This is a genomic window from Bacillus sp. ISL-34, assembly GCF_018613325.1.
In the GTDB taxonomy this organism is placed as follows: domain Bacteria; phylum Bacillota; class Bacilli; order Bacillales; family DSM-1321; genus Peribacillus.
Window position 1 is genome coordinate 59,728 of the sequence record NZ_JAGGQJ010000023.1, and the last position, 22,899, is coordinate 82,626.

The 22,899-nt window shown below is 40.6% G+C and carries 26 protein-coding genes, 1 tRNA gene, 1 riboswitch and 1 other annotated feature; of the genes, 1 reads left to right on the forward strand and 26 read right to left on the reverse strand.

The genetic code is table 11. The features are described 5' to 3' along the window. Positions 1-35: 35 nt before the first annotated feature. The 25 genes from ilvN to J7E52_RS15910 form a co-directional block, all read right to left on the reverse strand. On the reverse strand, positions 36-548 hold the full coding sequence (gene ilvN / locus J7E52_RS15790) for an acetolactate synthase small subunit (protein WP_207436952.1): 513 nt from the start codon (positions 546-548) through the stop codon (positions 36-38). 3 nt (positions 549-551) lie between these two features. Continuing rightward, positions 552-2,267, reverse strand: coding sequence for an acetolactate synthase large subunit (gene ilvB / locus J7E52_RS15795; RefSeq protein WP_214748320.1), 1,716 nt, complete (start codon positions 2,265-2,267; stop codon positions 552-554). A 112-nt stretch (positions 2,268-2,379) separates the two neighbouring features. Then, positions 2,380-2,638, reverse strand: a binding site (T-box leader). Between the two features lie 306 nt (positions 2,639-2,944). Beyond that, positions 2,945-3,457 carry a M15 family metallopeptidase gene (locus J7E52_RS15800; protein WP_214748321.1) on the reverse strand — a complete coding sequence of 171 codons (513 nt, stop codon included), beginning with the start codon at positions 3,455-3,457 and terminating at the stop codon, positions 2,945-2,947. A 151-nt stretch (positions 3,458-3,608) separates the two neighbouring features. Beyond that, positions 3,609-3,884: a GNAT family N-acetyltransferase gene (locus J7E52_RS15805; protein WP_214748323.1), complete on the reverse strand. Its 276-nt coding sequence runs from the start codon at positions 3,882-3,884 to the stop codon at positions 3,609-3,611. Positions 3,885-4,358: 474 nt separating this feature from the next. After that, the gene (locus J7E52_RS15810) at positions 4,359-4,622 is read right to left on the reverse strand and encodes a YidH family protein (protein WP_396020285.1); all 264 of its coding nucleotides are present in this window, start codon (positions 4,620-4,622) and stop codon (positions 4,359-4,361) included. Between the two features lie 102 nt (positions 4,623-4,724). Continuing rightward, entirely contained in the window at positions 4,725-4,898 is a 174-nt protein-coding gene (locus J7E52_RS15815) for a hypothetical protein (protein ID WP_214748327.1), read from the reverse strand. Positions 4,899-5,077: 179 nt separating this feature from the next. Next, positions 5,078-5,356 (reverse strand): 2TM domain-containing protein, encoded by a 279-nt coding sequence (locus J7E52_RS15820; RefSeq protein ID WP_214748330.1) that lies wholly within the window; start codon positions 5,354-5,356, stop codon positions 5,078-5,080. Positions 5,357-5,502: 146 nt separating this feature from the next. Further along, entirely contained in the window at positions 5,503-5,859 is a 357-nt protein-coding gene (locus J7E52_RS15825; RefSeq protein ID WP_214748332.1) for a GIY-YIG nuclease family protein, read from the reverse strand. An 18-nt stretch (positions 5,860-5,877) separates the two neighbouring features. Beyond that, a complete protein-coding gene (locus tag J7E52_RS15830) occupies positions 5,878-6,633 on the reverse strand; it encodes a DUF2087 domain-containing protein (RefSeq protein ID WP_214748335.1) in 756 nt (251 codons plus the stop codon). Between the two features lie 606 nt (positions 6,634-7,239). After that, positions 7,240-7,440 (reverse strand): hypothetical protein, encoded by a 201-nt coding sequence (locus J7E52_RS15835; protein ID WP_214748338.1) that lies wholly within the window; start codon positions 7,438-7,440, stop codon positions 7,240-7,242. A 191-nt stretch (positions 7,441-7,631) separates the two neighbouring features. Continuing rightward, positions 7,632-7,705, reverse strand: a tRNA-Arg gene (locus J7E52_RS15840). A gap of 171 nt (positions 7,706-7,876) precedes the next feature. Continuing rightward, positions 7,877-8,389: a metallophosphoesterase family protein gene (locus tag J7E52_RS15845; protein WP_214748340.1), complete on the reverse strand. Its 513-nt coding sequence runs from the start codon at positions 8,387-8,389 to the stop codon at positions 7,877-7,879. 2 nt (positions 8,390-8,391) lie between these two features. Further along, positions 8,392-9,003 (reverse strand): XTP/dITP diphosphatase, encoded by a 612-nt coding sequence (locus J7E52_RS15850; protein WP_214748343.1) that lies wholly within the window; start codon positions 9,001-9,003, stop codon positions 8,392-8,394. Positions 9,004-9,220: 217 nt separating this feature from the next. Further along, positions 9,221-10,342, reverse strand: a complete 1,122-nt coding sequence (locus tag J7E52_RS15855) for a Ger(x)C family spore germination protein (RefSeq protein WP_214748347.1) — start codon at positions 10,340-10,342, stop codon at positions 9,221-9,223. After that, complete coding sequence (locus J7E52_RS15860) at positions 10,339-11,814, reverse strand: spore germination protein (RefSeq protein ID WP_214748350.1); 1,476 nt, start codon at positions 11,812-11,814, stop codon at positions 10,339-10,341. The genes J7E52_RS15855 and J7E52_RS15860 overlap by 4 nt, the downstream gene beginning before the upstream one ends. Continuing rightward, on the reverse strand, positions 11,811-12,893 hold the full coding sequence (locus J7E52_RS15865) for a GerAB/ArcD/ProY family transporter (RefSeq protein ID WP_214748353.1): 1,083 nt from the start codon (positions 12,891-12,893) through the stop codon (positions 11,811-11,813). The genes J7E52_RS15860 and J7E52_RS15865 overlap by 4 nt, the downstream gene beginning before the upstream one ends. Before the next feature lie 237 nt (positions 12,894-13,130). Next, positions 13,131-14,210: a GerMN domain-containing protein gene (locus J7E52_RS15870; protein WP_214748356.1), complete on the reverse strand. Its 1,080-nt coding sequence runs from the start codon at positions 14,208-14,210 to the stop codon at positions 13,131-13,133. A 62-nt stretch (positions 14,211-14,272) separates the two neighbouring features. Continuing rightward, the gene (locus J7E52_RS27455; RefSeq protein WP_286197802.1) at positions 14,273-14,512 is read right to left on the reverse strand and encodes a hypothetical protein; all 240 of its coding nucleotides are present in this window, start codon (positions 14,510-14,512) and stop codon (positions 14,273-14,275) included. A gap of 216 nt (positions 14,513-14,728) precedes the next feature. Continuing rightward, complete coding sequence (gene racE, locus J7E52_RS15880; protein WP_214748359.1) at positions 14,729-15,532, reverse strand: glutamate racemase; 804 nt, start codon at positions 15,530-15,532, stop codon at positions 14,729-14,731. A gap of 10 nt (positions 15,533-15,542) precedes the next feature. Further along, complete coding sequence (locus tag J7E52_RS15885) at positions 15,543-15,986, reverse strand: MarR family winged helix-turn-helix transcriptional regulator (RefSeq protein ID WP_214748361.1); 444 nt, start codon at positions 15,984-15,986, stop codon at positions 15,543-15,545. A 222-nt stretch (positions 15,987-16,208) separates the two neighbouring features. Continuing rightward, entirely contained in the window at positions 16,209-16,433 is a 225-nt protein-coding gene (locus J7E52_RS15890; protein ID WP_028392149.1) for a helix-turn-helix domain-containing protein, read from the reverse strand. Between the two features lie 122 nt (positions 16,434-16,555). Next, positions 16,556-17,020, reverse strand: a complete 465-nt coding sequence (locus J7E52_RS15895) for an acyl-CoA thioesterase (RefSeq protein ID WP_214748365.1) — start codon at positions 17,018-17,020, stop codon at positions 16,556-16,558. Between the two features lie 216 nt (positions 17,021-17,236). Continuing rightward, positions 17,237-18,010, reverse strand: a complete 774-nt coding sequence (sdhB, locus tag J7E52_RS15900; protein ID WP_048689018.1) for a succinate dehydrogenase iron-sulfur subunit — start codon at positions 18,008-18,010, stop codon at positions 17,237-17,239. Positions 18,011-18,027: 17 nt separating this feature from the next. Next, the gene (sdhA, locus tag J7E52_RS15905) at positions 18,028-19,779 is read right to left on the reverse strand and encodes a succinate dehydrogenase flavoprotein subunit (RefSeq protein ID WP_214748367.1); all 1,752 of its coding nucleotides are present in this window, start codon (positions 19,777-19,779) and stop codon (positions 18,028-18,030) included. A gap of 70 nt (positions 19,780-19,849) precedes the next feature. After that, positions 19,850-20,458, reverse strand: a complete 609-nt coding sequence (locus J7E52_RS15910; RefSeq protein ID WP_214748370.1) for a succinate dehydrogenase cytochrome b558 subunit — start codon at positions 20,456-20,458, stop codon at positions 19,850-19,852. Between the two features lie 384 nt (positions 20,459-20,842). Here J7E52_RS15910 and J7E52_RS15915 point away from each other — a divergent pair, with 384 nt between their 5' ends. Further along, entirely contained in the window at positions 20,843-21,313 is a 471-nt protein-coding gene (locus J7E52_RS15915) for a YslB family protein (RefSeq protein ID WP_214748373.1), read from the forward strand. A gap of 63 nt (positions 21,314-21,376) precedes the next feature. On the opposite strand, the gene J7E52_RS15920 is transcribed toward J7E52_RS15915, so the two are convergent. Next, the gene (locus J7E52_RS15920) at positions 21,377-22,609 is read right to left on the reverse strand and encodes an aspartate kinase (RefSeq protein ID WP_214748376.1); all 1,233 of its coding nucleotides are present in this window, start codon (positions 22,607-22,609) and stop codon (positions 21,377-21,379) included. Between the two features lie 89 nt (positions 22,610-22,698). Continuing rightward, positions 22,699-22,875: riboswitch (Lysine riboswitch) on the reverse strand. Between the last annotated feature and the right edge of the window lie 24 nt (positions 22,876-22,899).

Sequence of the window (22,899 nt, forward strand, 5' to 3'; positions counted from 1 at the left end):
GTTTTTTGTTTTTGTTTTTGTTTTTTGTTTTGGTTTTATACGATTGTCGCACTCTTGGCGTGTGCAATTTGCATTCCACGCGGGATGGCGGCTGTCCCTGTCCTTGCCAATTCCTTGATGCCATATGGCTTGATCAGTTCAATGAAGGCTTCGATTTTATCCGATTCCCCAGTGATTTGAACTGTCAGGCTATCTTTACTGACATCGATGACTGACGCTCGGAAGGGTTCGATGACTGAATAAATCTCGGCTCGGGTCTGTGTGGTCACCAATATTTTAATGAGTGCAAGTTCCCTGGCCACAATCGATTGATTCGTAATATCATATACTTTCAAAACATCGATCTGCTTATTCAATTGCTTGGTGATCTGTTCAACGACAGCCTCGTCATCAACATCGACCACGAAGGTCATCCTTGAAATGCCATCCTGTTCGGAGGGCCCGACAGTCATGCTTTCAATGTTATAATTTCTTTTCGTGAACAGGTTCGTAATCCGATTCAGGACGCCTGGCCTGTTGTTCACGGTAAGGCTAAGAATTCCCTTCATTGATTAAACTCCTTCCATTTCATCAAGCCCTTTTCCTTGTGCTACCATCGGAAAGACATTTTCTTTTTGTTTTACGCGGAAATCAATCAAAACTGGACCATCAGTCTTTAACGCTATATCCAGGCAGTGGCTTGCTTCTTCCTCCGTCGTCACTTTGTATCCCGGAATACCATAAGCATCGGCCAATTTCACGAAATCCGGATGCGATTGAAAAATACTGTGTGAGAAACGGTTATCATGAAAGAGTTCCTGCCACTGTCTTACCATCCCGAGTGCCCCGTTGTTGACGATGATGATTTTGATTGGCAGATTCAATTCGGCAATGACTGAAAGTTCCTGCAGGCACATCTGGAATCCACCATCCCCCGATATGGAAAGCACCGTCGCTTTCGGATTCGCCAGTTGCGCTCCGAGAGCCGAAGGTAAGCCAAAGCCCATCGTCCCCAATCCACCGGAAGTGACCCATGAATTCGGTTTGTTAAACGGATAGTATTGTGCTGCCCACATTTGATGCTGTCCAACATCCGTCGTAACAATGGCCTCCCCATTCGTTTTTTCATGAAGCATCTGGATGACACGCTGAGGTTTCAGGACGCCTTCTTCATGGGTATAACGCAATGGGAACTCTTCATTCCATGCAGTCAGCTGTGTTGTCCATTCATCAATTCCCGGTTTCTTGCCATTTTGCGCAATCAACTCTGCCAGGGCTTCATTGGCACTTCCGACGACCGGAATTTTTGTCGGCACGTTTTTACCGATTTCCGCTGGATCAATATCGATATGGGCCACCGTTGCATGCTGTGCGAATTTCGCTAGATTCCCAGTCAATCGATCATCGAACCTGGCACCGATATTGATTAATAAATCACATTTCGATAACGCCATGTTTGCTGCATAGCAGCCATGCATACCACCCATTCCGATAAAGAGAGGATGTTCCGCCGGAAAGCCCCCAAGACCCAATAAAGTGTGGACGACGGGAATGCCTTGCTGCTCGACATATTCCTTTAATAGATGGGAGGCCTTTGCATGCAGGACTCCTGCCCCTGCTAGAATGACCGGTCTTTTCGCTCCGCTTACGGCTTCAACAAGCTTTCTGATCTGTAAGTAATTCGGCTTGGTCGTCGGCTGATAGCCAGGGAGATCCATTTCTGGCTCCTTATCCGTCGATACACCTTCTATAATGGCCATATCCTTAGGGATATCGATTAATACTGGACCGGGCCGTCCGCTGGAAGCGATATAAAAAGCTTCTTTTATAATGCGCGGAAGGTCTTCCGGCTTCCTTACCTGATAGTTATGTTTTGTAATCGGGGTAGTGATCCCCAGTACATCAGCTTCCTGGAAAGCGTCCGTACCAATTACACTGGTAGCTACCTGACCCGAAATTACCACGAGCGGTAAAGAGTCGATCATTGCATCGGCCAAACCGGTGACGATGTTCGTTGCCCCTGGACCGGATGTGACTATGACCACCCCCGGCTTGCCGGTAATCCTGGCATATCCTTCCGCTGCATGGATCGCACCTTGTTCGTGCCTTGTCAAAATATGAAAAAGTTCTGAACTGTAAAGCTTGTCATAAATCGGCAATACGGAACCTCCCGGATAACCAAAGATGACTTCAACATTTTCCTTTTTCAATGCATTCAGCAGAAATTCGGCACCACTATAATGTGTCTTTCCACTTTTCCGATCAGCAACAACTGACTTTTGAGTCATTTCGTAAAAACCTCCTTCGCTTTTTCATCATTTTTTCTAAGATTCAGAATTTTCAGCTTTTTAAGCATACAAAAAAGCCTTTTCACCCCAAATGTACTTGCACTCGGCAAGTTAAAGGGGTGAAAAGGCTTTATGAGCCACTCCACGGTACCACCCTTTTTCGCATGAAACTCCATGCGCACTTTGAATAGCCTACACTATTCTCTGTTTTGGTAACGGGTACTGGTACGCACCCGTTCAGCCCTACTAGTCTGACGTTCAAGCTGAAACTCCAAGGTGAGTTCATCTTTCGGGACAATACCGGCTCTCAGCTACCCGGCTCTCTGTGACTGCCTTTTTAAAAGACTACTTATCCTCTTCAATGCTTTTCGCATTATTCATATTTTTTGAAACGCTTATGTTTGATGTCTTGTATTTGTGATTATCTTACGTGTATTTCAGGTAGTAGTCAACAGGTTTTTAGAAATTTTTTGATAATTCTAAATTGCAAGATTTGTTGTATACGCTTACATACCTATCATGACCACATTCTATAAAAAAAAGTTTTTTCAATTTTTAATTTTTAAAACCGTCAGATATCCCATAAAAATTATTAAAATGATGAACTTCTCCACTGAAATATCCTCGCACTACTCACATGATGCCAGTCACTAGTTATGGTTTTCTCAAATAGCGGATCATCCACTTTCCCTTTCAGCTTCATTTTCACTGTTCGCTGACGCCACTCTTGAAACAAGATTCGGCCTCAATCCCTTTTGAAGATCTCTCGTGGATAAACCGCCTGACATTCCAAGATGCGGATAATCCCGGAACAATTCAAAATCCCCTCCCCATACAAATCCCAGGGATTTTGCTATGGCCGCCACCCTTGTCCACTTTTCGCCCTCTGTCCACAATGTCCGCTTGCCGTCATCACTAACAATGACAAAATCTACAGCAAGTCCATAGTTATGCAAGGATTGGCCCGCTCTGGCATAAGTCACGATTGGCTTTGATTTATTCGTTCTGCCTCGTTCATACAATTCATTTTGTTCTTGGAAACTTCGATAACCTGCCGTTATTTGAACAAATATCCCCGCTTCATAAGCTAATTTAACCACTTCGAGTATCGTCTCGTTCACGACCGGGTTCATACCGCCTCCCATATTTTCCTTTGCAGAATTCAATAGGGTTTGTAATTTGATGGCCATCCGAGCACCTCCCCTATATTAAATGCGAACAACACTGTAGGCGGAAAGGCGTTTTATCTTATTTCACTTGAAGAATTTAAAAGGGGGTGATGAATAGACAAAGGGCTGAACACAGGGAGAAATATATCATCCCCTGGTCCAGCCCTCTGGTTCATTTAGCCAATACATCCTCGTATTCTTCACTTTTTTCAAATTGTTTTTGAACGAACGAACATACCGGAACGATTTTCAGTTTTTCCTCCCTTGCGAATCCTATTACCTTTTCAACAAGGGCATTTCCTACCTTTTTCCCGCGAAGCTTGTCAGAAACAACGGTATGATCGACCGTGATTTCATCATCACCTGATTTAAAGAATGTGATCTCCGCTAGTTTCTCACCAGATTCTTCGACAAAAAAAGAACTATCACCTTTTTTGATATCAACCATGTTAATGACCTCCTTTTAGTTCCTCTTTATCATATCTCACAAAATGGAAATTTAAACAAATATTAAAAACGGACCGAAATTGATTGGAATAACGCACTTGCAAGAGTTTTACAACTAGCATAGCCCATGTGAAGTTTACTTACAAACTGAAGATGGCTGATGAATAATTTTTCAAGGAAGGCAAAAGGCAAAACTTGATCGATCTCTTCCTAGCCCCGGATATAACCTTTCGGTAAAACCTAAGCTTTATCATGGCTGACGTGTACAATACTGAATGAAATATTTTTAAAAGGCTTAATTACTCTTTCATAACCTAAATGAAATACACTGTTTTTCGAGCTTTCACTTTTTGATTGAATTTATTTAATGGAAGAAAACTTTCCGTAATGATGTAAGATTGAGTATATAATAGTAGAAACTGAAAAAAACTGCCCTTTATATGCTAGGACAGTTTTAAACCTTTATGAAAACAAATTATAAAATGATAATTGATAACAATATAACCATAAAAACAGCGATTAGAATTACGTGCGCACCCGAGGGCTGGAACGTCCCTTCATTGATCTGCCGCTTCTTCTGAAGATATCCGGACGTCGCCAGCACTGTAATCACAAGGCCCAATGCACATGCAAACATCCCCACTACGATACTGATCAAGTCAATCCGGGCATCCCGATGCACACCAATCGTAAAATGCAGGCTTGTCGCAAGAAAACCAACCCCCACTATCGCAATCACCGTTCTTAGCCACGCTAAAAAGGTGCGTTCATTAGCCAGGTGCTGCTGGGCATATTTCAATTGGTTTTTCTCCATGTCATCACCTTAATCGATTAAAATCGGTCATCTTTTCAGGAGCGAAAAGGCCCTGAACATAGACCCGACAAACATTAGCCCTGCACCGCCAAGCAATAAATATAAACATAGTGTTTTATCAATAACATTCAAAGGATAAAGCAAGGCCCCCAGTGCAATGATTGCTCCTATCCCCGTTATGGTCCATCCTATTTTTTTCATTGGCAACTCCTAAAATTAATTATTTAGTGAAGGTCCTTGACGGGTTTCCCCCTATTTTACAAACAGGTCCCTCATTACTAGCTTAAACGATTTAAAAATTAACAACAAGCGAGATCCCCTAATTATCTTCTCACAAAAAAAGAGCCATAAATGACTCCCTGTTTTGGACACGTCCAAATTCAGCGGTTCTTTTTATCCTTTTCCATGTACTCTTTTATTTTTCTTTCTTCCCACTCAGACCCGAAGTTTCCTTGTGCAAGGGTAGTGATTCCGTGTATCAGAACACCAATCCCCCACCCTCCAAGGGGATAAAGAAACCACCAATAACCAGGATCCGTTAATAGGTTAATGGCAAACAGCATCACATTCACCAATACATACACCGTTATATGAATGTAGAATGCCTTAAGGTTTTCGACCCTTTTTTTCGCCCGTAGATATCGATCTCCATTTTCCATCCCAGCACCTCCTATCCGTAAACACTTATATATATTACCATTCCCTTCCACAATACCTTATTTATCATTAAGAATTAAGAATGAATTGCATGAAAGGTAAATCGAGAGCTGGGAATCACGGAGAAGCTCTAAAGGCTACGTACAAGTCAGTCGGATTTCATTTTATTGTATCCCCGTTCTTCATATGGCTGTATCTTTTCCATCCACTCTTCTTCAAGCTTTTTCAATTCCCGTTTAGCATCAAAAAATCCTGTTTCTTTCGGCTTCAATACCTCCAGTACCTCAAAAGAAAAGGCATCTTTCCCATATTCGTTCCATTCATCTTGCAGTACTTTATTGGTGTTCGTTCCCACTTCCAATTCAAATTGTTTCCCCTTTAACGTCTTTAAATTCCTGGTGCTTCCGATAAAGACTTTATTATTTACCGTATTTCTGATTTGGTAAACACCCGCTTCAACTTTCGTTTCTTTATATAATTGCTTCAATTCTTTTTTACGATCCATCTTTCCTGCCTCCAGTCATCATTTCTTAAGCCAATATTGACTCCCATCAGGTTTTCTATCCAAGAATCCATATTCTATTAAATATCTTCTTAAAAGAACATGATCTTGATAAACAGCACCCAATATTTGATTGATTTCTTTTTCTTCGTATTTCCGCTCATTTTCAAAACGGTTCATAATTTCTTGGAGAATGATCAGCCTTTGTTTTTCCTTTGGCGGGAAAGACTTTAATGCCCCCTGACTGCCTTTAGGAAAGTATTTTTTCAGTACATTCACTTTTTCATCCTCGGTAACGTTATAACGATCATCGACCATCGTTGCCTTTTGATGAAGCGGGATAAATGCCGGCGCATGTTCATCTTTATCTTTCAAAAGTTCCATCATGGCTAAAAACAACTTAGCCTGACGCTCTTTCTCCTTCAACACAAAGCGATGGTTCCGGATGGTGGAAGGACTGCCAATCCCCATTTCCTCCTGAACCTCAGCATCATTCTTCCCTTGGTAAAAAAGGCGAAGAAGGCGATTTTGATGGTCCGTGAGACCTGTAAGTTTTTTATCAAGATCAATCAAGTATTCAAAAACGGAGCTGTGTGCATATTCAATATGAATTCGCATATACCTCTTTGCTTCATAAAGAACCCCATCTTTCGGGTATACTATCCCCTTTTCAATTGCATTTCCGCACAGCAAACAAACATATTGATTCTCGCCTTCGATATATCCTTGTTTAAGCTCATCCGGAGATGCGCCCCAAAACATTTCAGCGTCCTTCATAAAACAAACACTTCCCTATAAAGTTTATAATATACTAAACATAATATTAATTTGTTTGTTCTATGTCAACATTTTTTCTGGTTTATTCATAATTCCAGCATTCAACCGATGACCTTGATAGCTAAAGGGGCTTCATATCATACAGCTATGCCGATATAGTTATTGAATAATAAGCTTTAATTTTTCCATGTCGAAATAGCGCCCTCTTTGTATAATTATCATCTCTCAATAATATGCTAAATAAGCGTGAATAGGCTTTAGAGGAGGATATAGAATTGAAAGATGAAAACGATGAGATTGTTCCATCAATCCATAACACCGATTTACACACGGCATTACATCATTTATCTGAACAATCAAAGTATCACTGCCAGAATTACGCGATACGATTGAATTACTTATACAAAATGCGATGCAGCTTAGTGAGAAGATGATAAAAGTTCACCCGTCGAAGATTTGAAGACGGCAATAATCAAAAACCGTGAAATCATTAAAAAAAATCTCCAAACATTAAATAGAATTTGATATAGAAAAAAGGCATCCGATCACGGATGCCTTTTTTCTATGGAGCATTAGTATTTGTCCTTCGTCAGAGCTCATTAAGTATTAGCTAGGCACAAACTTAAGTATTCCCTCCAGATAAACACCCTGCTCTTTTCGGGTGCATTCCCTCAATTTGATTCTTCCTTCTTTTTCCAACTCTTTGGCTAATTGGACCACTTCAGTTCCATCTTCGGATATTTCGACTGAGAAGAAATTGCCCCGAGTGGAAGTTTGAATGAACTTGAATAATTTATCTTTATTCATTTAAACATCTCCTTATTTATAACAAGTTCGACAAAAAAGATCATCCACCTGCGATAAATATGAAATAAACTTCTAATCGTTAAACAAATATTAACGGTTAGAAGGAGCGCAAATCGAAATTCACCTCGTTGACTTAAGCTCAAAAAGTAAAAAAGCCAAAACCTTAGAAGGTTTTGGCTTTTTTTAGTTAGTGTCCCAGGAGAGATTCGAACTCCCGACCGACGCCTTAGAAGGGCGTTGCTCTATCCAGCTGAGCTACTGAGACGTTTATGATATAAGTTGCGGTAAAACTTATGTATTACCTTAACTGTTCCCTTAGGACACTTCTTATTATAGTAGGATATCAAAAGAAAGTCAACGGTTTTTCAAAAAAAGTTTTTTTCTTTTTTATGACCCAGGAAGCGGGGAAAACGCTTCCTGTTCATTATACATGAAGTCATTCCATTTGATAAGCATTTCTTAGTTCCTCAATGATTTTTCCTTCAAGGTCATAATAGATGATTTCAAGTCGGTCATTTCCGATTTCCAAAATGGCATAGGTTTTCTCTTTTCGTCCGCGCGGCTGACGTATGCTTCCCGGATTGATGAAGAGTTTTCCGTCAATCAATTCCGAACCTGCAGCGTGGGAGTGACCAAAGCAAATAATCTCCGCCCCTGTCTCTTCACTTTTATAGGATAGGTTCATCAAGGTCATATTTATGTTATAGAGATGTCCATGTGTAACGAAGAAACGCTTGCCTGCGATGTTCTCCACAATGTCATTCGGATATGCCGAATCATAGTCACAATTCCCGCGTACGGCTAAGAACCCCGACATGTAAGGGTCATTTCTTTCCAACTCTGAATCACCGCAATGGATCATGGCAGCCACCTCTTGTTTATGACGATCGGTTATCATGCTGACTTCATGAGTTAAGCCATGACTGTCACTCATTATTAGCACTTTCATCGTCACATTCCTTCTTCCCTTTTTAGAAATTGATCAAGTTTTTCATCTAGAGCCATCAATGCGTTGGCACGGTGGCTGATTTTGTTTTTTTCCTCTTTTGTCAATTCGGCGTTTGTTTTGCCCTGTTCTTTAACAAAAAAGATGGGATCATAACCAAATCCATTCGTTCCTGAAGGCTGTTCTGTAATCAAGCCTTCCATCGTTCCCGATACCGTAATCGTTTCCTGGTTAGGTGACGCTAGTGCCAAGGCACAATAAAATCTCGCAGTTCTATCCTCTTTTGGCACGCCTTTCAGTTCCCGGAGGACTTTTTCCGTGTTCGCTTCATCACTCTTGGACTCTCCAGCATAGCGTGCAGAATATACGCCCGGACGGCCCTCCAATGCATCTACAATCAAGCCGGAATCATCAGCAATGACAAAGCGGCCTAGCTGATGGGCGATTGCCTCTGCCTTCAGGATCGCATTTTCTTCAAAAGTCGTGCCTGTTTCCTCAACATCCGGAGCATCCGGAACATCGAGAAGTGTTTTGACTTCATATCCTTTAGCAGAGAACAAGCTTTCGAACTCCTTGGCTTTCCCTTTATTTTTCGTCGCTATGATTACTGTCTTCATTTTTCATTTCACCCTTTTTTATTTTATCGGCATGAGAGCTCTTTTTGGGCTAAGATAAATTTTGCTGTAACTCGTTATATGTAAAGCCGCTTCTTCTCCAGTGCCAAATCGGGACGAATTCACTGCTGCCTATCATGATCAACAGCAGCCGTTGAATTTTCCAGATAAGTTAAGTCTAACACAACTAACTCATCTGCAATATCCCGAAACTTGTAATCTAACGTTTGTAATTTTCACTATGTTCAATATGGATATTAACTTTTATGTTATCTATTGAAGTCTCATCAAAGGAATTAATAATTTTATTATCCCACTTATTAACATGGTATCTGTATGCCTTTTCACTGATGTTAAAAAGGTCTGTATTGATTTTTTCCCCTGTCTCCAATGTCTTCAAAATATCTTGCTTAACTTTTATTTCTACCTTTTTTTCGATTTCTTCCATATCCAGGTTATCCAAATTTTGCTTCAATATTCCATTCGCTTTAACTTCTAGATCATACAAAGGTTTCTTTTGCTGTTCCAACACTATGATGTTTGTTTTGGGGTCCATGATTTCAACACTTACATTTTGTTCGTTCAGGGAAAAAAACATCACTGTCGCCTTGTTTTCAACCCATTTTAAACCTATCAAATCTTGTTTATTAACGAATCCTTTGTATTGTCGTTTTGATAAAACATAGACGCCATTCAGCGTTGGTATCTTCTTTTCCTTCCCGCCCTCTAAGTAATGATGCTCATTTATGACCAATGAGGGAATTAAAATGGAACCAACCGGTTGATAAAATTTCGAAACCAGTTCACTGAAATTTAATGGGGAAATGAAATAGTTCTCATTAATAACGGTCTCTGGCCTTTGAATGATTGTGAATAAGTTAGGAAGATTAAAGAAACTATCACTGTCAAACACCTTTTCAATATCCTCGTTCGTAACGAACAGCCATGAATTGTATCGCAATAAGGGCTCTTTCCCTACATATTCGATGAAATCCTTCATTTTATTCTTGATTACACTCTCACTTAAAATGAAGGAGTTAATATGCCCGATATAAAGCGGTAATGCTGCATTTTGTTCTAATTCACTATATGCTTCTTCGATACTTTCCCCTTTGCCTTTCCCAATGACTACAGTAGATTTTCCTTGTAATGCAGCGGCCCCTTCTTGTTTAGCAATATCAGCAAAATTCAACGCTTGAAAGTATAAGATGAATTTACCCTCTTTATAATCGATCCCTAGAGCGGATCCATATGTTTGAGCTTGAATTTCCTTTATTCCCCAGCATCCTGTCGTCAGTAAAAGTTGACAGCCAATAACCAAGACTGCAATTAGCTTTCTCATTTGTTTGACTCCTTTTGCGATTCATTATCACTGGACTGTAAGGCTTGATTTCGCTGTCTTAACAACCCATACGGAAGCCTAAATAAGACTTTAAGAATATCCGATTTATTTGGTTTGGAAACTGGATTCACGAAAGGCTGTCCGAAACTTTCCAAGGAAACCAGAATAACCAAAATGAGAAATATTCCCATGAAGAATCCAAATAACCCCAAAAACGCTGAACACACAAATATGAATAGCCTTATAAGGACGATATTCCCGGCAATATTCTGATTGATTAAGGTATAGCTTGAGAGAACCGTAACAGCTATTATTACAAGCATGGAGGGTGAAGTCAGCCCTGCCCGAATCGCTGCATCTCCTATGATCAACCCACCCAATACAGAAACCGTCGGACCTACAGCTTTCGGCAGGCGAAGACCAGCTTCTTTAAATAGTTCAAACAATATGATCATCATGAAAGCCTCCAACGAAGCGGGTATCGGTAATCCCTGTCTCGTGATTGAAATCGTCGCAAGAAGCGAAAAGGGAATTTGGTCGAATTGATAGGAAACTAACGCTATAAAAAAACCAGGTAACGTAACCGTTACAAATAAGGCCACTATACGAATGATGCGCATAAAACTAATGTAAAAAAAGCTTGCATGTGCGTCATCGGCAGAATAAAGTAACTGATTAATGCTGGTTGGTCCGATCAAGCAAGTGGGATTCCCGTCCACCAAGACGGCAAAGCGGCCTTGATTCAAGGATTCAACAACATAGTCCGGTCGACCGATATAATCCATTAATGGGAAGATGGAAAATTGATTATCATATAGGAGTTCTTCAACTTGGTAACTGCTGACTATGATATCGGCCTTTAATGAATCCAATCGTTTTTTAATATCCAAAAGAATCGAGGGATTAATGATGTCATCTATATAAAGCAGCAATATTTTGGTTTTACTTCTTTTCCCGACTGTATATTCAATGCATTTAAGTGATGCCGTTTTTAATCTTTGGCGAATTAAAGACATGTTATCCGATATATTCTCGACAAATCCATCTCTAGGTCCGCGAATGGAAGATTCTATATTGGATTCTTCCGGACTGCGCTTAGGGGAATTAGCTAATGGGGTATAGTAAATTTCATTAGAAGATTCATTAATAATGATTAGGTCTCCTGAAAAAAGAATGCTTTCTACTCCCTCTTTTAAATCGGAGTCTTTTTTTAGCGTACTCACCTCCATGATATTGCTTAATTGATCAATTGTTAATTCCCCATTTTCTTGAACCGCTTTTGATATTGTAGGCAGTATCACTTCATTGATAAATTGCATATCCACTAAGTTTGGCGCATATAAAAACCCCAACAAATACTGACCTTCAGCATCAAAAGTTTTTGTTCTTAAAACAACATCAGAGGAATGTTCGAACCATTTTTGAATTTGGTTAATGCAAGAAGGAGTCCCATTCAATTTTCCCTTCTTCATAATGTTTCACCTTTTCCTTTTCCCTTTTTTATAATGAGGAATAACAGAATAATTGCAGCACTTAAAAGAAACAGACCACTGATTGGGAAGAAATATTTGTATATAAAGTAGAAAAACGAAGTAGCGTCCCAATGGATTAGCGTTCCAATAACAACTAATAAATACAGGGAAAGCAGTATCCACTTCTGATGTTTTGAATTTGAGATCAATTTATATCCTATAAATAAACATAGACTCGTTCGAATCATGGCACCTGAAAGCCATTGGAAAATGGAAAGGAAATCGAGTCGGGTAATATAATAGCCAAACCTTAACAACTTCCACTGTTCATAAGCTGGATTCCTCATTTTCACTGCTTCCACAGAACCAAATTCTGCAATCGCTCCCATGAGGGGACCTAACGTCAGCATGATCAAAATTATACCAACTAGTAAAAGCCACTTGGCTTTCAGCTTATTTTTCAGGTAAGGAGTTAAAAATAAAAAAACGATGATTTCTAAATATCCTGTACTCGTATACAAAATCCCATTTAGCGTATTGCGATACCCGCTTTCAAATACCGGGAATAATAGTTCGTAATTCTTATTAGTTGTATTCCCCAGCCCCACAAATATCCCGAAAAAAGTGACGAACGGAAGAAACAGGAGAGCCAAAGTGCTTATGGTGCGTATTCCTTTATAACTTGCGAAGATACAAATAAAAGTGAATAGGCTGACGACCATGATGTTTGGTATGTCATGAGTATAATTAGCTTTTGCCCAAATCACTGTAAATTTGACGGTAATGAAGGCGTTAATTATAAAGTACACTCCAAATGCAATAGTGAAAATATTTGTAACAAAAGGTGTAGACCATTTTTTTAGAAAAGCGATTATATCTTCTTTATCTAGTTTTTTATAAATATAAAAAATAAATAGGGTCCAAACGATACAAGGAACGACACTTATTATGACACTTATCCAGGCGTCACGTTGAGCTGCGGTCAAGATATTGGGAAGGAGAAGAACATGTACCATGAATCCTGTATTCATAATGATTAAAACATAGATATGTAAAGCCTGAATTACCTTTTGATCCATAAAACCCCCCCAAGAATTACATGATTAAAAGTAATTTCCCCTATTAAAAATTTATTTATGTAAAAACTTTCTCTTGATACGAGAAATGCTTGGCGGGGGTATTAGTTTTCAACTAAAACAATAATTAAGATGGATACGACAGAGGATCTAGCGGCGTGGTAATTCAATGGTGGAGTAAAAAAATAAGAGGCAGCTGCAGGCTGCCTCATTGTGCTATATCCAGATATATACTGCTCTTTAGAAACTACCTGTGTTGACTTTCTCTGGACGGACCACTGGTTCGGATAATTTCTTACCTTCTTCATTAAGAACATCGGCGCTGCCCTGCACTTGTACTTCGACGCTTTCAATTCCTTTCTGTTCCGTTAAAGAAAGGACCAGGGCATCAAGGACTTCCTGTGATACCTTTTTCTCCTTAAAGCTTCCGAGGATATTCTCGTTAAAATTGAGGCTGACCTTACCTTCTGCCACTTTAGGCTCGTCAAGTAAAGCTACATCACTCATGAACCCTGTTTGCAGACTTGAACCCGAAGGACTCTTCGTTAATTCCTGAATGACCGCTGTTACATTATCAGACACCGTTTCGCTGATCCTGCGTGTCACCGGAACATAATAGGTGTACTCCTCGTCACCGCCTACATAATAAACGGTCAGTGCTTTGGTATTGGAAATGTCGACTACGTCACTCGTATCGATATTGATTCCTGACGACCTTGAAATATTCTCATCTATCGGTGTGCCATTGACCGGCATTTCGGATATATCTTCCCCATTAATTCTCATTTGGATTTTATCGACCGAGTCGAATTGTGTCAGGGTCCATGTAATGGCTTGAAGGATTTTAAGTTCATCCTCTTTCTGATAATTTTTGAACTCCGGAGAAAAGTCCGCCACAGCCACTCCGTCTTTAATGTTCACGCTTATTTGGGTATCGGCAGGAATGACGGCCCTGAACCCATTCGGAAGTTTATCCGTGACTGGTCCGTTAGTGACAAGGTAATCAAGGGCCTGTTTGGCGACAGCTTCCGATTTAGGAAGTTCCAATGTCTGTGGAACGACATACCCGCTTTTATCAATTAAATATAACTCCGTCTTCACCGTTTTTGATTCAACAGCACCTTCTTCTCCATCAGTCGCTGGCTTTTCCTCACCATTCGTTTCTGTTTCTTTTAATGAAGATTCATCCTCGACTAATGAAACATCCTTTGGCGGATCTATTTCCTTTTTCTCTTCACCGCCAAATAATCCGCAGCCTGAAAGCCAAATAGAAGATGCCAGAATGGTCACAGCCATTGTTACTTTTGATTTATTGGACATAAAATCACTCCTAGGACAGTTTGTACTCCTATTTATACGAGCCCTAGGGGAAAATAGACCAATTATTTTTCTCTTTGATAATGGAGCTTGGCAATTTGCCCGTACTGCTGCATCTTTGTCAGCTTCATTCGGATTTCGGGACTTCCTGATTGGAACAATCGAATCCCGTCTTCATCAACCTGCGTTTCCCTCTTGAAATCACCCACATCTTCGTTCACAAACTCCACGAATTCTTCTTTCCCTTTCGTACTTCTTGAAAGAACATAGCAGGCTTTATCATGATAGGGAAATTCTTCTGCCAAAGTATGAATCTGTTAATATGTCTTAACTCCCATAATTACCGTATCGATACTATTATAAAAAACGCCGTTTCCATTGTCCCTTCCCCTTCTGTCTCTTCAAGCCAAACTATGCTTCCATCTTCCCTAGCATATATCCATCAAGGCTCGTAGCTATATGCATAACAATATGCTTTTTCATTTTTTCCTCCCGAAAAAAAAGACTTCCAAATGGAAGCCTTATAAGTGATCAATTTTAATTGTTTCAATGGTATTGACATGAATACCGAGCCAGCTCGACGCGATGGAACCAAACATATCTCTTGAACCGGTTGTATAAAAGCGATGAACTGGACGGAGCTTGCTTTTATTGATTAATTTATAGTAATCCAAAATGACACTTGCCTCACGGGCCGTTTCTTCCCCAGAGGAAATGACTTGCACTTCATCCCCCATATAGGAAGAGATTACAGGCCCCAGCAGTGGATAATGGGTACAGCCAAGGATCAATGTATCGATCTTCGTTTTCTTCAACGGGTTCAAGGTTTGTGCCACGACCCTATTGACGATACCCCCTTCAAACTCCCCGCTTTCCACGATAGGGACAAATTTCGGGCATGCTAAACTATCTACTTTCACATCGGAATTGATGGAGGCAAGCGCGTCGTCATAAGCTTTGCTTTTCACCGTGCCTACCGTACCAATAACGCCAATATGCAAGGAATCAGAAACTTTCAATGCCGCCCTTGCCCCTGGATGGATGACACCCAACACCGGAATCGGAAGTGTTGCCCTTATTTCATCCAGTACAGCTGCAGTCGCCGTATTGCAGGCGATGATCAGCATTTTTATATCCTTTTTCATCAAAAACCTCGTCATTTGCCATGTGAAGGTTTGGACATCTTTTTTGGTCCTCGGCCCATAAGGGCACCTTGCTGTATCACCTAGGTAAATTATATTTTCATTTGGAAGCTGACGCATGACTTCTTTAGCTACTGTCAAGCCGCCTACCCCTGAATCAATGATGCCTATCGGTTGTTTCAAAAAACTCGCCTCATTTTTCTTTCATTTCTTGATGTAGTTTTGCTAGAATCCCTCTGAGGGACATGATGTCAGATTCATTGAAATTGACTAACACGCCACTCAAGTACTGCTGCCGTTTATTAATCACTTCTTCGATTATCCGTTCACCTTCTTCAAGAAGGTGAATACGAACCACACGCCGGTCCTTTTCATCCCTGACACGCTGGACAAGCTGATGTTTCTCCATGCGGTCAATCAGATCCGTCGTTGTACTGAAGGCGAGAAACATCTTCGTGGACAATTCGCCAATCGTCATGTCACCTGATTCAAAAAGCCATTGCAATGCCACGAATTGAGGAATGGTAATTTTATAATCATGGAGAATTTCTCTTCCCCTTTGCTTAAGCCATGTCGATACATAGCGCAATTCCCTCTCGATATCGGCTACATATGCCGCCTGCTTCTCTTCCTCCATACACACAGCTCCCCACTTCATGAAACTTATCATACTACCATTTTGGATGAAAGTGAAATGATTTTCAAGATTGATTGTCTGGAATCATAATGAAACCCCATTCATAAAAATAAGCAGCATCCAAAGAAGTCAAAACAACCAGATTGTTTTGCCCTTCCTTATATGCTGCCAATGAACGGGAGAGAAAATATTTATAAGGCTTACGTATTAAACGTTAACTCATTAAAGCTTAAGTTCTCCCATACGAAGGAGTTCTATGACTGCCTGCGAACGTCCTTTAACTCCAAGCTTCTGCATCGCATTCGAAATATGGTTTCGAACTGTTTTTTCGCTAATAAACAATTCACCTGCGATTTCTTTTGTTGTTTTGTCTTGTACTAGTAACTCAAATACTTCTTTTTCTCTTTTGGTGAGTAGTGGCTTATGAGTGAATTCGTTCTCCTTCAAGTAATGTTACCCTCCTTGCCTTCACCAGCATAAAACCCGGAGTGGGTGTCTATTTAGTCAAGATATAGTATGTCGGCTGGGGCAATGGAGTGACTCTTTTACTTGTCTAAATGGAAATATTTTCAGGAATGCTCCAGCTCGGTATCCCACATCGATTGCTTCATCTCTTCCGTCCAAGGTATCGGCTTTCCGGTGGCCTTGGAGACTTGTACAATCGTCCCCCTGCCCGTTAAACAAATTGAACCATCTTGCTTGGTCCCCATATAATGTATGTCCACTGAAGAATTTCCGATATGGTCAGCTTTCACATGGATCGTCAATCGATCATTGAAAAACACCTGCTTCAGGTAATCACACTGTAAGTTGGCAACAACCGGCATCTCACCGCATTCAGCAGATGTCCAATCCTTCATAAATCCCATGCTATTGAAATACTCAATCCGAGCTTCCTCAAAATAAGTAAAAGGAATCGTGTTATTCAAGTGCCCAAACATATCAGTTTCTGAAAAGCGGACCTTAATCTCATGTTTAAAAGAAAAATCATTGATCCACTCCGTTATATTATCGATATATGATATTCTGCCCAACTTGTGCACACCCTTTCTGTAATGAATGACTATTCACTCATTTTATAAGAAAACAGCGATAATGAAAAGTATTTTCTACTGAAAGCTATTTAATTTGATTTATAATCACTACTCTGCATTTACTGGGTGCTGCAAATCATTTTAGACTTCAATCCCAGTTATCAATCGAGAAAAAAGAACCCATATCATAAGATACAGGTTCTTTCATGTTCATTATTAAACTTCATCGCTGCCGAAGAAGTTACGGAATTGTTGGATCGTAGTATCACGGTTCAACGCTGCAATCGAAGTCGTTAATGGAATGCCTTTAGGGCAAGACTGCACACAGTTTTGTGAGTTACCGCAGTTTGCAAGTCCTCCATCACCCATGATTGTATTTAAACGTTCAGCTTTGTTCATTGCACCTGTTGGATGTGCGTTGAACAAACGAACTTGTGATAATGGTTGTGGCCCCATGAAGTCTGAATTGCTGTTTACGTTCGGACAAGCTTCCAAACAAACACCGCAAGTCATACATTTAGATAACTCGTAAGCCCATTGACGTTTCTTTTCTGGCATACGCGGTCCTGGTCCAAGATTGTACGTTCCATCGATTGGAATCCATGCTTTTACCTTTTTCAATGAGTCGAACATACGGCTGCGATCGACTTGCAGGTCACGAACAACAGGGAATGTACGCATTGGAGCTAGACGAACGGGCTGCTCCAATTGATCGATAAGAGCTGTACATGATTGTCTTGGTTTACCATTGATAACCATGGAACAAGCACCACATACCTCTTCAAGACAGTTCATGTCCCATGCGATTGCCGTAGTGTGCTTGCCTTGTACAGTTACCGGATTACGACGAATTTCCATTAGAGCGGAAATTACGTTCATATTCGGGCGGTACGCTAATTCGAATTCCTCATCATAAGGAGCTGAATCCGGTGTATCTTGACGAGTGATTATAAAACGGACTGTTTTAGTCTCAGATTTAGTTTCAACCATTTTTTTGCTCCCCCTCTTTAGTGTTTCGTAGTGTAGTCACGTTTACGCGGTGCGATCAGTGATACATCAATATCTTCATAATGGAATTCAGGTGCTTGATCCAAGCCTTTGAATGTTGCCATAGTAGTTTTCATGAATTCCTCATCATTACGTTCTGGGAAATCAGGTTTGTAATGCGCTCCGCGGCTTTCGTCACGGTTTAACGCACCAATTGTGATGACACGAGCCAATTGCATCATGTTTTGAAGCTGTCTAGTGAATGCAGCTCCTTGGTTACTCCATTTTGCCGTGTCATTGATGTTAATTTTCTTGTAACGTTCCATCAGCTCAAGAATCTTGTTATCCGTTTCTTTCAGCTTGTCATTGTAACGAACTACAGTAACATGCTGTGTCATCCACTCACCAAGTTCTTTGTGAAGGACGTACGCATTTTCGTTACCATCAAGAGACATGACATCATTCCATTTCTCCTGTTCTTGTTTTTCGTAGCCTTCATACAATGAAGAAGGAATGGATTCTGAAGTTTTATCAAGACCTTCAATATATTTAACGGCATTCGGTCCAGCGACTGAACCACCATAGATTGCAGAAAGAAGTGAGTTCGCACCAAGACGGTTACCGCCATGTTGAGAGTAGTCACACTCACCAGCAGCGAATAAACCTTTGATGTTAGTCATTTGGTCATAATCCACCCAAAGTCCGCCCATGGAATAGTGAACGGCAGGGAAAATTTTCATTGGAACTTTACGAGGATCTTCACCCATGAATTTCTCGTAGATTTCAATGATTCCGCCAAGTTTTATATCAAGTAATTTCGGATCTTTATGTGATAGATCCAGGTAAACCATGTTTTCTCCGTTAATGCCAAGCTTCATGTTCATGCATACGTCGAAGATTTCACGAGTCGCGATATCACGAGGTACTAGATTACCATAAGCAGGGTATTTTTCTTCAAGGAAATACCAAGGTTTTCCGTCTTTATATGTCCAGATGCGTCCACCTTCACCACGAGCGGATTCACTCATAAGACGAAGTTTGTCATCGCCAGGGATTGCTGTCGGGTGAATTTGAATGAACTCACCATTTGCATAATTTACACCTTGTTGATAAACGATGGAAGCTGCTGAACCTGTATTGATCATTGAGTTAGTTGATTTACCGAAAATGATTCCAGGGCCGCCGCTCGCCATGATGACTGCGTCTCCAGGGAAAGATTTGATTTCCATCGAAGTCAGGTTTTGAGCTACGATACCGCGTGCTGTTTGCTCATCATCGATAACAGCTCCAAGGAATTCCCAGCCTTCATATTTCGTTACAAGGCCTTCAACTTCATAACGGCGAACCTGCTCGTCCAATGCGTAAAGTAATTGCTGACCAGTTGTTGCACCAGCGAATGCTGTACGGCTATGTTGAGTACCACCGAAACGACGGAAATCAAGAAGACCTTCCGGAGTACGGTTGAACATAACACCCATACGGTCAAACATATGAATGATCGATGGTGCTGCTTCGCACATCGCTTTAACCGGCGGTTGGTTAGCCAAGAAATCTCCGCCATAAACTGTATCGTCGAAGTGGATATATGGAGAATCCCCTTCACCTTTTGTATTTACTGCCCCGTTGATTCCGCCTTGGGCACAAACTGAGTGAGAGCGTTTAACAGGCACTAAAGAAAATAAATCAACCTGTTGTCCCAGCTCTGCTGCTTTGATCGTAGCCATTAATCCAGCTAGACCTCCACCAACGATAACTATTTTACCTTTACCCAATTCTGTCACTCCCTTATTTCCATTAGCCAAGCTATGTTTTTCCTAATTCTTATAAATGAACTCTATCTTCTTATACGAAAGCGAAAATTGCGCTAATTCCGATATAAGAAAGAAGAACGAAAACGATCAATGTAAAGTATGTCATGATTCTTTGCGATCTTGGTGAAACTGTTAGCCCCCAGCTCACTGCAAATGACCATAATCCATTAGCAAAGTGGAAGATTGCCGAGATAATACCAACAATATAGAACACAATCATAAATGGACTAGAGAAAATATCTGCCATCATGTCAAAGTTAACTTCAGCACCCATAGCAGCTTGAATTCTAGTTGCCCATATATGCCAAACAAGGAAAATCAACGTTATGATTCCAGTTAGGCGTTGCAGCATGAACATCCAGTTACGGAAGAAACTAAATCTGCCTAAATTGTTTTTTGCTGTAAAGGCAATATAAATTCCGTACACAGCATGGAAAATGAGCGGTAGATAGATGACGACCCATTCTACCAAAATCTTCACGGGCGTATACTCAATTAAATGAACTGCCCCATTAAAAGTTTCTTCTCCTTTTGTTGCCATAAAGTTTACCGATAAATGAAAAATTAGGAATAGACCAATTGGAATTACTCCTAGAAGTGAATGAAGCCTGCGATTCCCAAACTCACGATTTTTTGCCACTAAGTGCCCCCCCTTAATTTGTGAAAAATCATGCAAAGATAAACTGGTGGCTACCTTTTATCCCCGCGTGAAAATAAAGTATAGAGTTAGAAAAACTTCCCTATACCTTCTTTACAATTATGTGACATGTCCATTTTACTCCTGACTTCTATATGCGTCAAGAAAACGGATACAAGAAATCTCTTTTTCAGAATAGATTTTATTGGATTAAATTGGCTATTTTTTGTTTGTCAAGATGAGATTTTGGAGAAATTACTCATTTACCTATTAATATCTCGGTATAATTTCTCATTTTTTTCCAATTGTTATTTAAATAAATAAAAAACAGTATAATTTGCAAAAGAAATACGTTTATAATAGATTTACAGAAAGAGGCGATAAATTATGAAAAAAAATATTGCTGCTGCGATAGAAGAAGAGATTCAAACTGAAGAAATTCAAACTGAAGAATTCCAAGTTCCAGCTTTCGGATACGAATTAATCAGAGAAGTTCTATTGAACGATATTCTCGGAAATGACTCTAACCAAATCCTCTATTGGGCAGGTAAACAACTAGCAAGAAAATTCCCATTGAATGGCGATCAGGAAGTCATTGAATTTTTCCAGAGCGCTGGATGGGGCAATCTTGAAATCTTGAAGTATACGAAACACGAGATGGAATTATCCCTGACGGGTGAAATAATCAGCCGCCGCCTGGATTTACACCCTGATTGTCACTTCCAACTTGAAGCCGGTTTCCTTGCCGAGCAGTTCACACTGCAAAAAAAATTCCTCAGCGAATCAACGGAAGAAATCAAACGCCGCGCAAAAAAAGTGATATTCACCATTCAATGGGATCCCAGAGATCCAATCTAATGAGCCCTTAAAACAGACTTACCCTTTTTACCGGAAGTCTGTTTTTTATTGGACTCATGACACTCAAGCTAGCACATTTGCATGCTGACCAAGTTTAAATGCTTCATGAAGCGATTCGACCGCCTTCACCATTTCCTTTTCATTGACGACAGTCGAAACTTTAATTTCCGATGTGCTGACCATTTTCACTTGGATGCCAGTATTGGCCATTACTTCAAACATCTCGGCAGCCACTCCTGGATTGGATACCATACCGGAACCGACAATGGACACCTTGGCCAAGCCGCTCTCCGTTTCGACTCGGTCGAAGCCCAATTGTTCTTTATTATTTTCAAGCACGATCAAGGCCGCTTCCGTATCTTCACTTTTTGTGGAAAAAGATAGATTGGTCGTATCCTCGGCAGTCATGCTTTGAATGATGATGTCCACATTAATCCGGTTTTTCGCAAGTGTCGTGAAAATTGTGGATAATGCACCAAGTGATTGGGGCAAACCATATATTGTAACCCTCGTAATACTATCTTCAAAAGCAATGCCGCGTACAATTAAGTTTTCTTCCATAGTAGCTTCCTCCTCAATGATCGTTCCTGATTCTCTCTCCATGCTTGAACGGACTTCAAGCGGAATTTGATAATTTTTTGCATATTCGACAGCCCTTGGGTGAAGGACGCCCGCCCCCAGGTTAGCAAGTTCCAGCATTTCATCATAAGAAATGGATTGGAGTTTTCGTGCGCCTTTTATGTAGCGTGGGTCCGTTGTGAAAACGCCCGTTACATCCGTATAAATATCGCATCTATCCGCATTCAGCGCTGCAGCGATGGCAACCGCCGTCGTATCGGAACCGCCTCGCCCTAAGGTAGTGATTTCCCCATTTGCATCGTTCCCCTGGAAACCGGCCACGACCACTATTTTCTTCTCCTGAAGCTGGGCTTGGATCCTTGAAGCATCGATGTTTAAAATCCGGGCATTCCCATGAACGGATTCCGTTTGCATGCCAGCCTGCCAGCCAGTATACGAAATGGCTTCATGTCCTTTTTCAATCAATGCCATCGTTAACAGGGATATCGTTACCTGTTCCCCCGTAGTCAATAGCATATCCATTTCCCTCTTGCTCGGGGTTCCGGAAATATCCCGGGCCATGGAAACCAATTGGTCCGTCGTTTTCCCCATAGCCGAAACAACGACGACTACCTCATTTCCATTCTCCGATTCCTCGATTACCCGATTGGCAACATTTTTAATTTTTTCTACGCTTCCGACGGATGTTCCGCCGAATTTTTGAACGATTAATGCCATCCTAATACACCCTCTCTACCTTTTTAGGCAATAAAAAAAGCAATGAGAAATATCTCATTGCTGTGATCACATATCTAATACTGTAAACACAGTGAGATAGCTCTCCAGGGTATAAACCCTGACAATCCGCCATTTATTAAATGTCAGACCAGGAAAACAAGGTATGAGTCTTGTCTTCCTTCGGCGTCATCCCCTTTCAAAACCTTTCATGGAAGCTCATACTTCTCCAGGTTTTTACTCTTGAATTCCGCACCTCTATCAGCACTTTTAAGTTGTCTAGTTAAAAATTC

Excerpts from the sequence above, each read along its gene's own strand:
- J7E52_RS15865 (WP_214748353.1), bottom strand. The coding sequence starts at position 12,893 with ATGGATCAAAAGGTAATTCAGGCTTTACATATCTATGTTTTAATCATT.
- J7E52_RS15820 (WP_214748330.1), bottom strand. The coding sequence starts at position 5,356 with ATGGAAAATGGAGATCGATATCTACGGGCGAAAAAAAGGGTCGAAAAC.
- ilvB (WP_214748320.1), bottom strand. The coding sequence starts at position 2,267 with ATGACTCAAAAGTCAGTTGTTGCTGATCGGAAAAGTGGAAAGACACAT.
- sdhB (WP_048689018.1), bottom strand. The coding sequence starts at position 18,010 with ATGGTTGAAACTAAATCTGAGACTAAAACAGTCCGTTTTATAATCACT.
- J7E52_RS15800 (WP_214748321.1), bottom strand. The coding sequence starts at position 3,457 with ATGGCCATCAAATTACAAACCCTATTGAATTCTGCAAAGGAAAATATG.
- J7E52_RS15825 (WP_214748332.1), bottom strand. The coding sequence starts at position 5,859 with ATGGATCGTAAAAAAGAATTGAAGCAATTATATAAAGAAACGAAAGTT.
- J7E52_RS15920 (WP_214748376.1), bottom strand. The coding sequence starts at position 22,609 with ATGGCATTAATCGTTCAAAAATTCGGCGGAACATCCGTCGGAAGCGTA.
- J7E52_RS15850 (WP_214748343.1), bottom strand. The coding sequence starts at position 9,003 with ATGAAGACAGTAATCATAGCGACGAAAAATAAAGGGAAAGCCAAGGAG.
- ilvN (WP_207436952.1), bottom strand. The coding sequence starts at position 548 with ATGAAGGGAATTCTTAGCCTTACCGTGAACAACAGGCCAGGCGTCCTG.
- J7E52_RS15815 (WP_214748327.1), bottom strand. The coding sequence starts at position 4,898 with ATGAAAAAAATAGGATGGACCATAACGGGGATAGGAGCAATCATTGCA.
- J7E52_RS15855 (WP_214748347.1), bottom strand. The coding sequence starts at position 10,342 with ATGAGAAAGCTAATTGCAGTCTTGGTTATTGGCTGTCAACTTTTACTG.
- J7E52_RS15830 (WP_214748335.1), bottom strand. The coding sequence starts at position 6,633 with ATGAAGGACGCTGAAATGTTTTGGGGCGCATCTCCGGATGAGCTTAAA.
- J7E52_RS15845 (WP_214748340.1), bottom strand. The coding sequence starts at position 8,389 with ATGAAAGTGCTAATAATGAGTGACAGTCATGGCTTAACTCATGAAGTC.
- J7E52_RS15885 (WP_214748361.1), bottom strand. The coding sequence starts at position 15,986 with ATGGAGGAAGAGAAGCAGGCGGCATATGTAGCCGATATCGAGAGGGAA.
- J7E52_RS15835 (WP_214748338.1), bottom strand. The coding sequence starts at position 7,440 with ATGAATAAAGATAAATTATTCAAGTTCATTCAAACTTCCACTCGGGGC.
- J7E52_RS15870 (WP_214748356.1), bottom strand. The coding sequence starts at position 14,210 with ATGTCCAATAAATCAAAAGTAACAATGGCTGTGACCATTCTGGCATCT.
- J7E52_RS15860 (WP_214748350.1), bottom strand. The coding sequence starts at position 11,814 with ATGAAGAAGGGAAAATTGAATGGGACTCCTTCTTGCATTAACCAAATT.
- J7E52_RS15915 (WP_214748373.1), top strand. The coding sequence starts at position 20,843 with ATGAAAAAAAATATTGCTGCTGCGATAGAAGAAGAGATTCAAACTGAA.
- J7E52_RS15805 (WP_214748323.1), bottom strand. The coding sequence starts at position 3,884 with ATGGTTGATATCAAAAAAGGTGATAGTTCTTTTTTTGTCGAAGAATCT.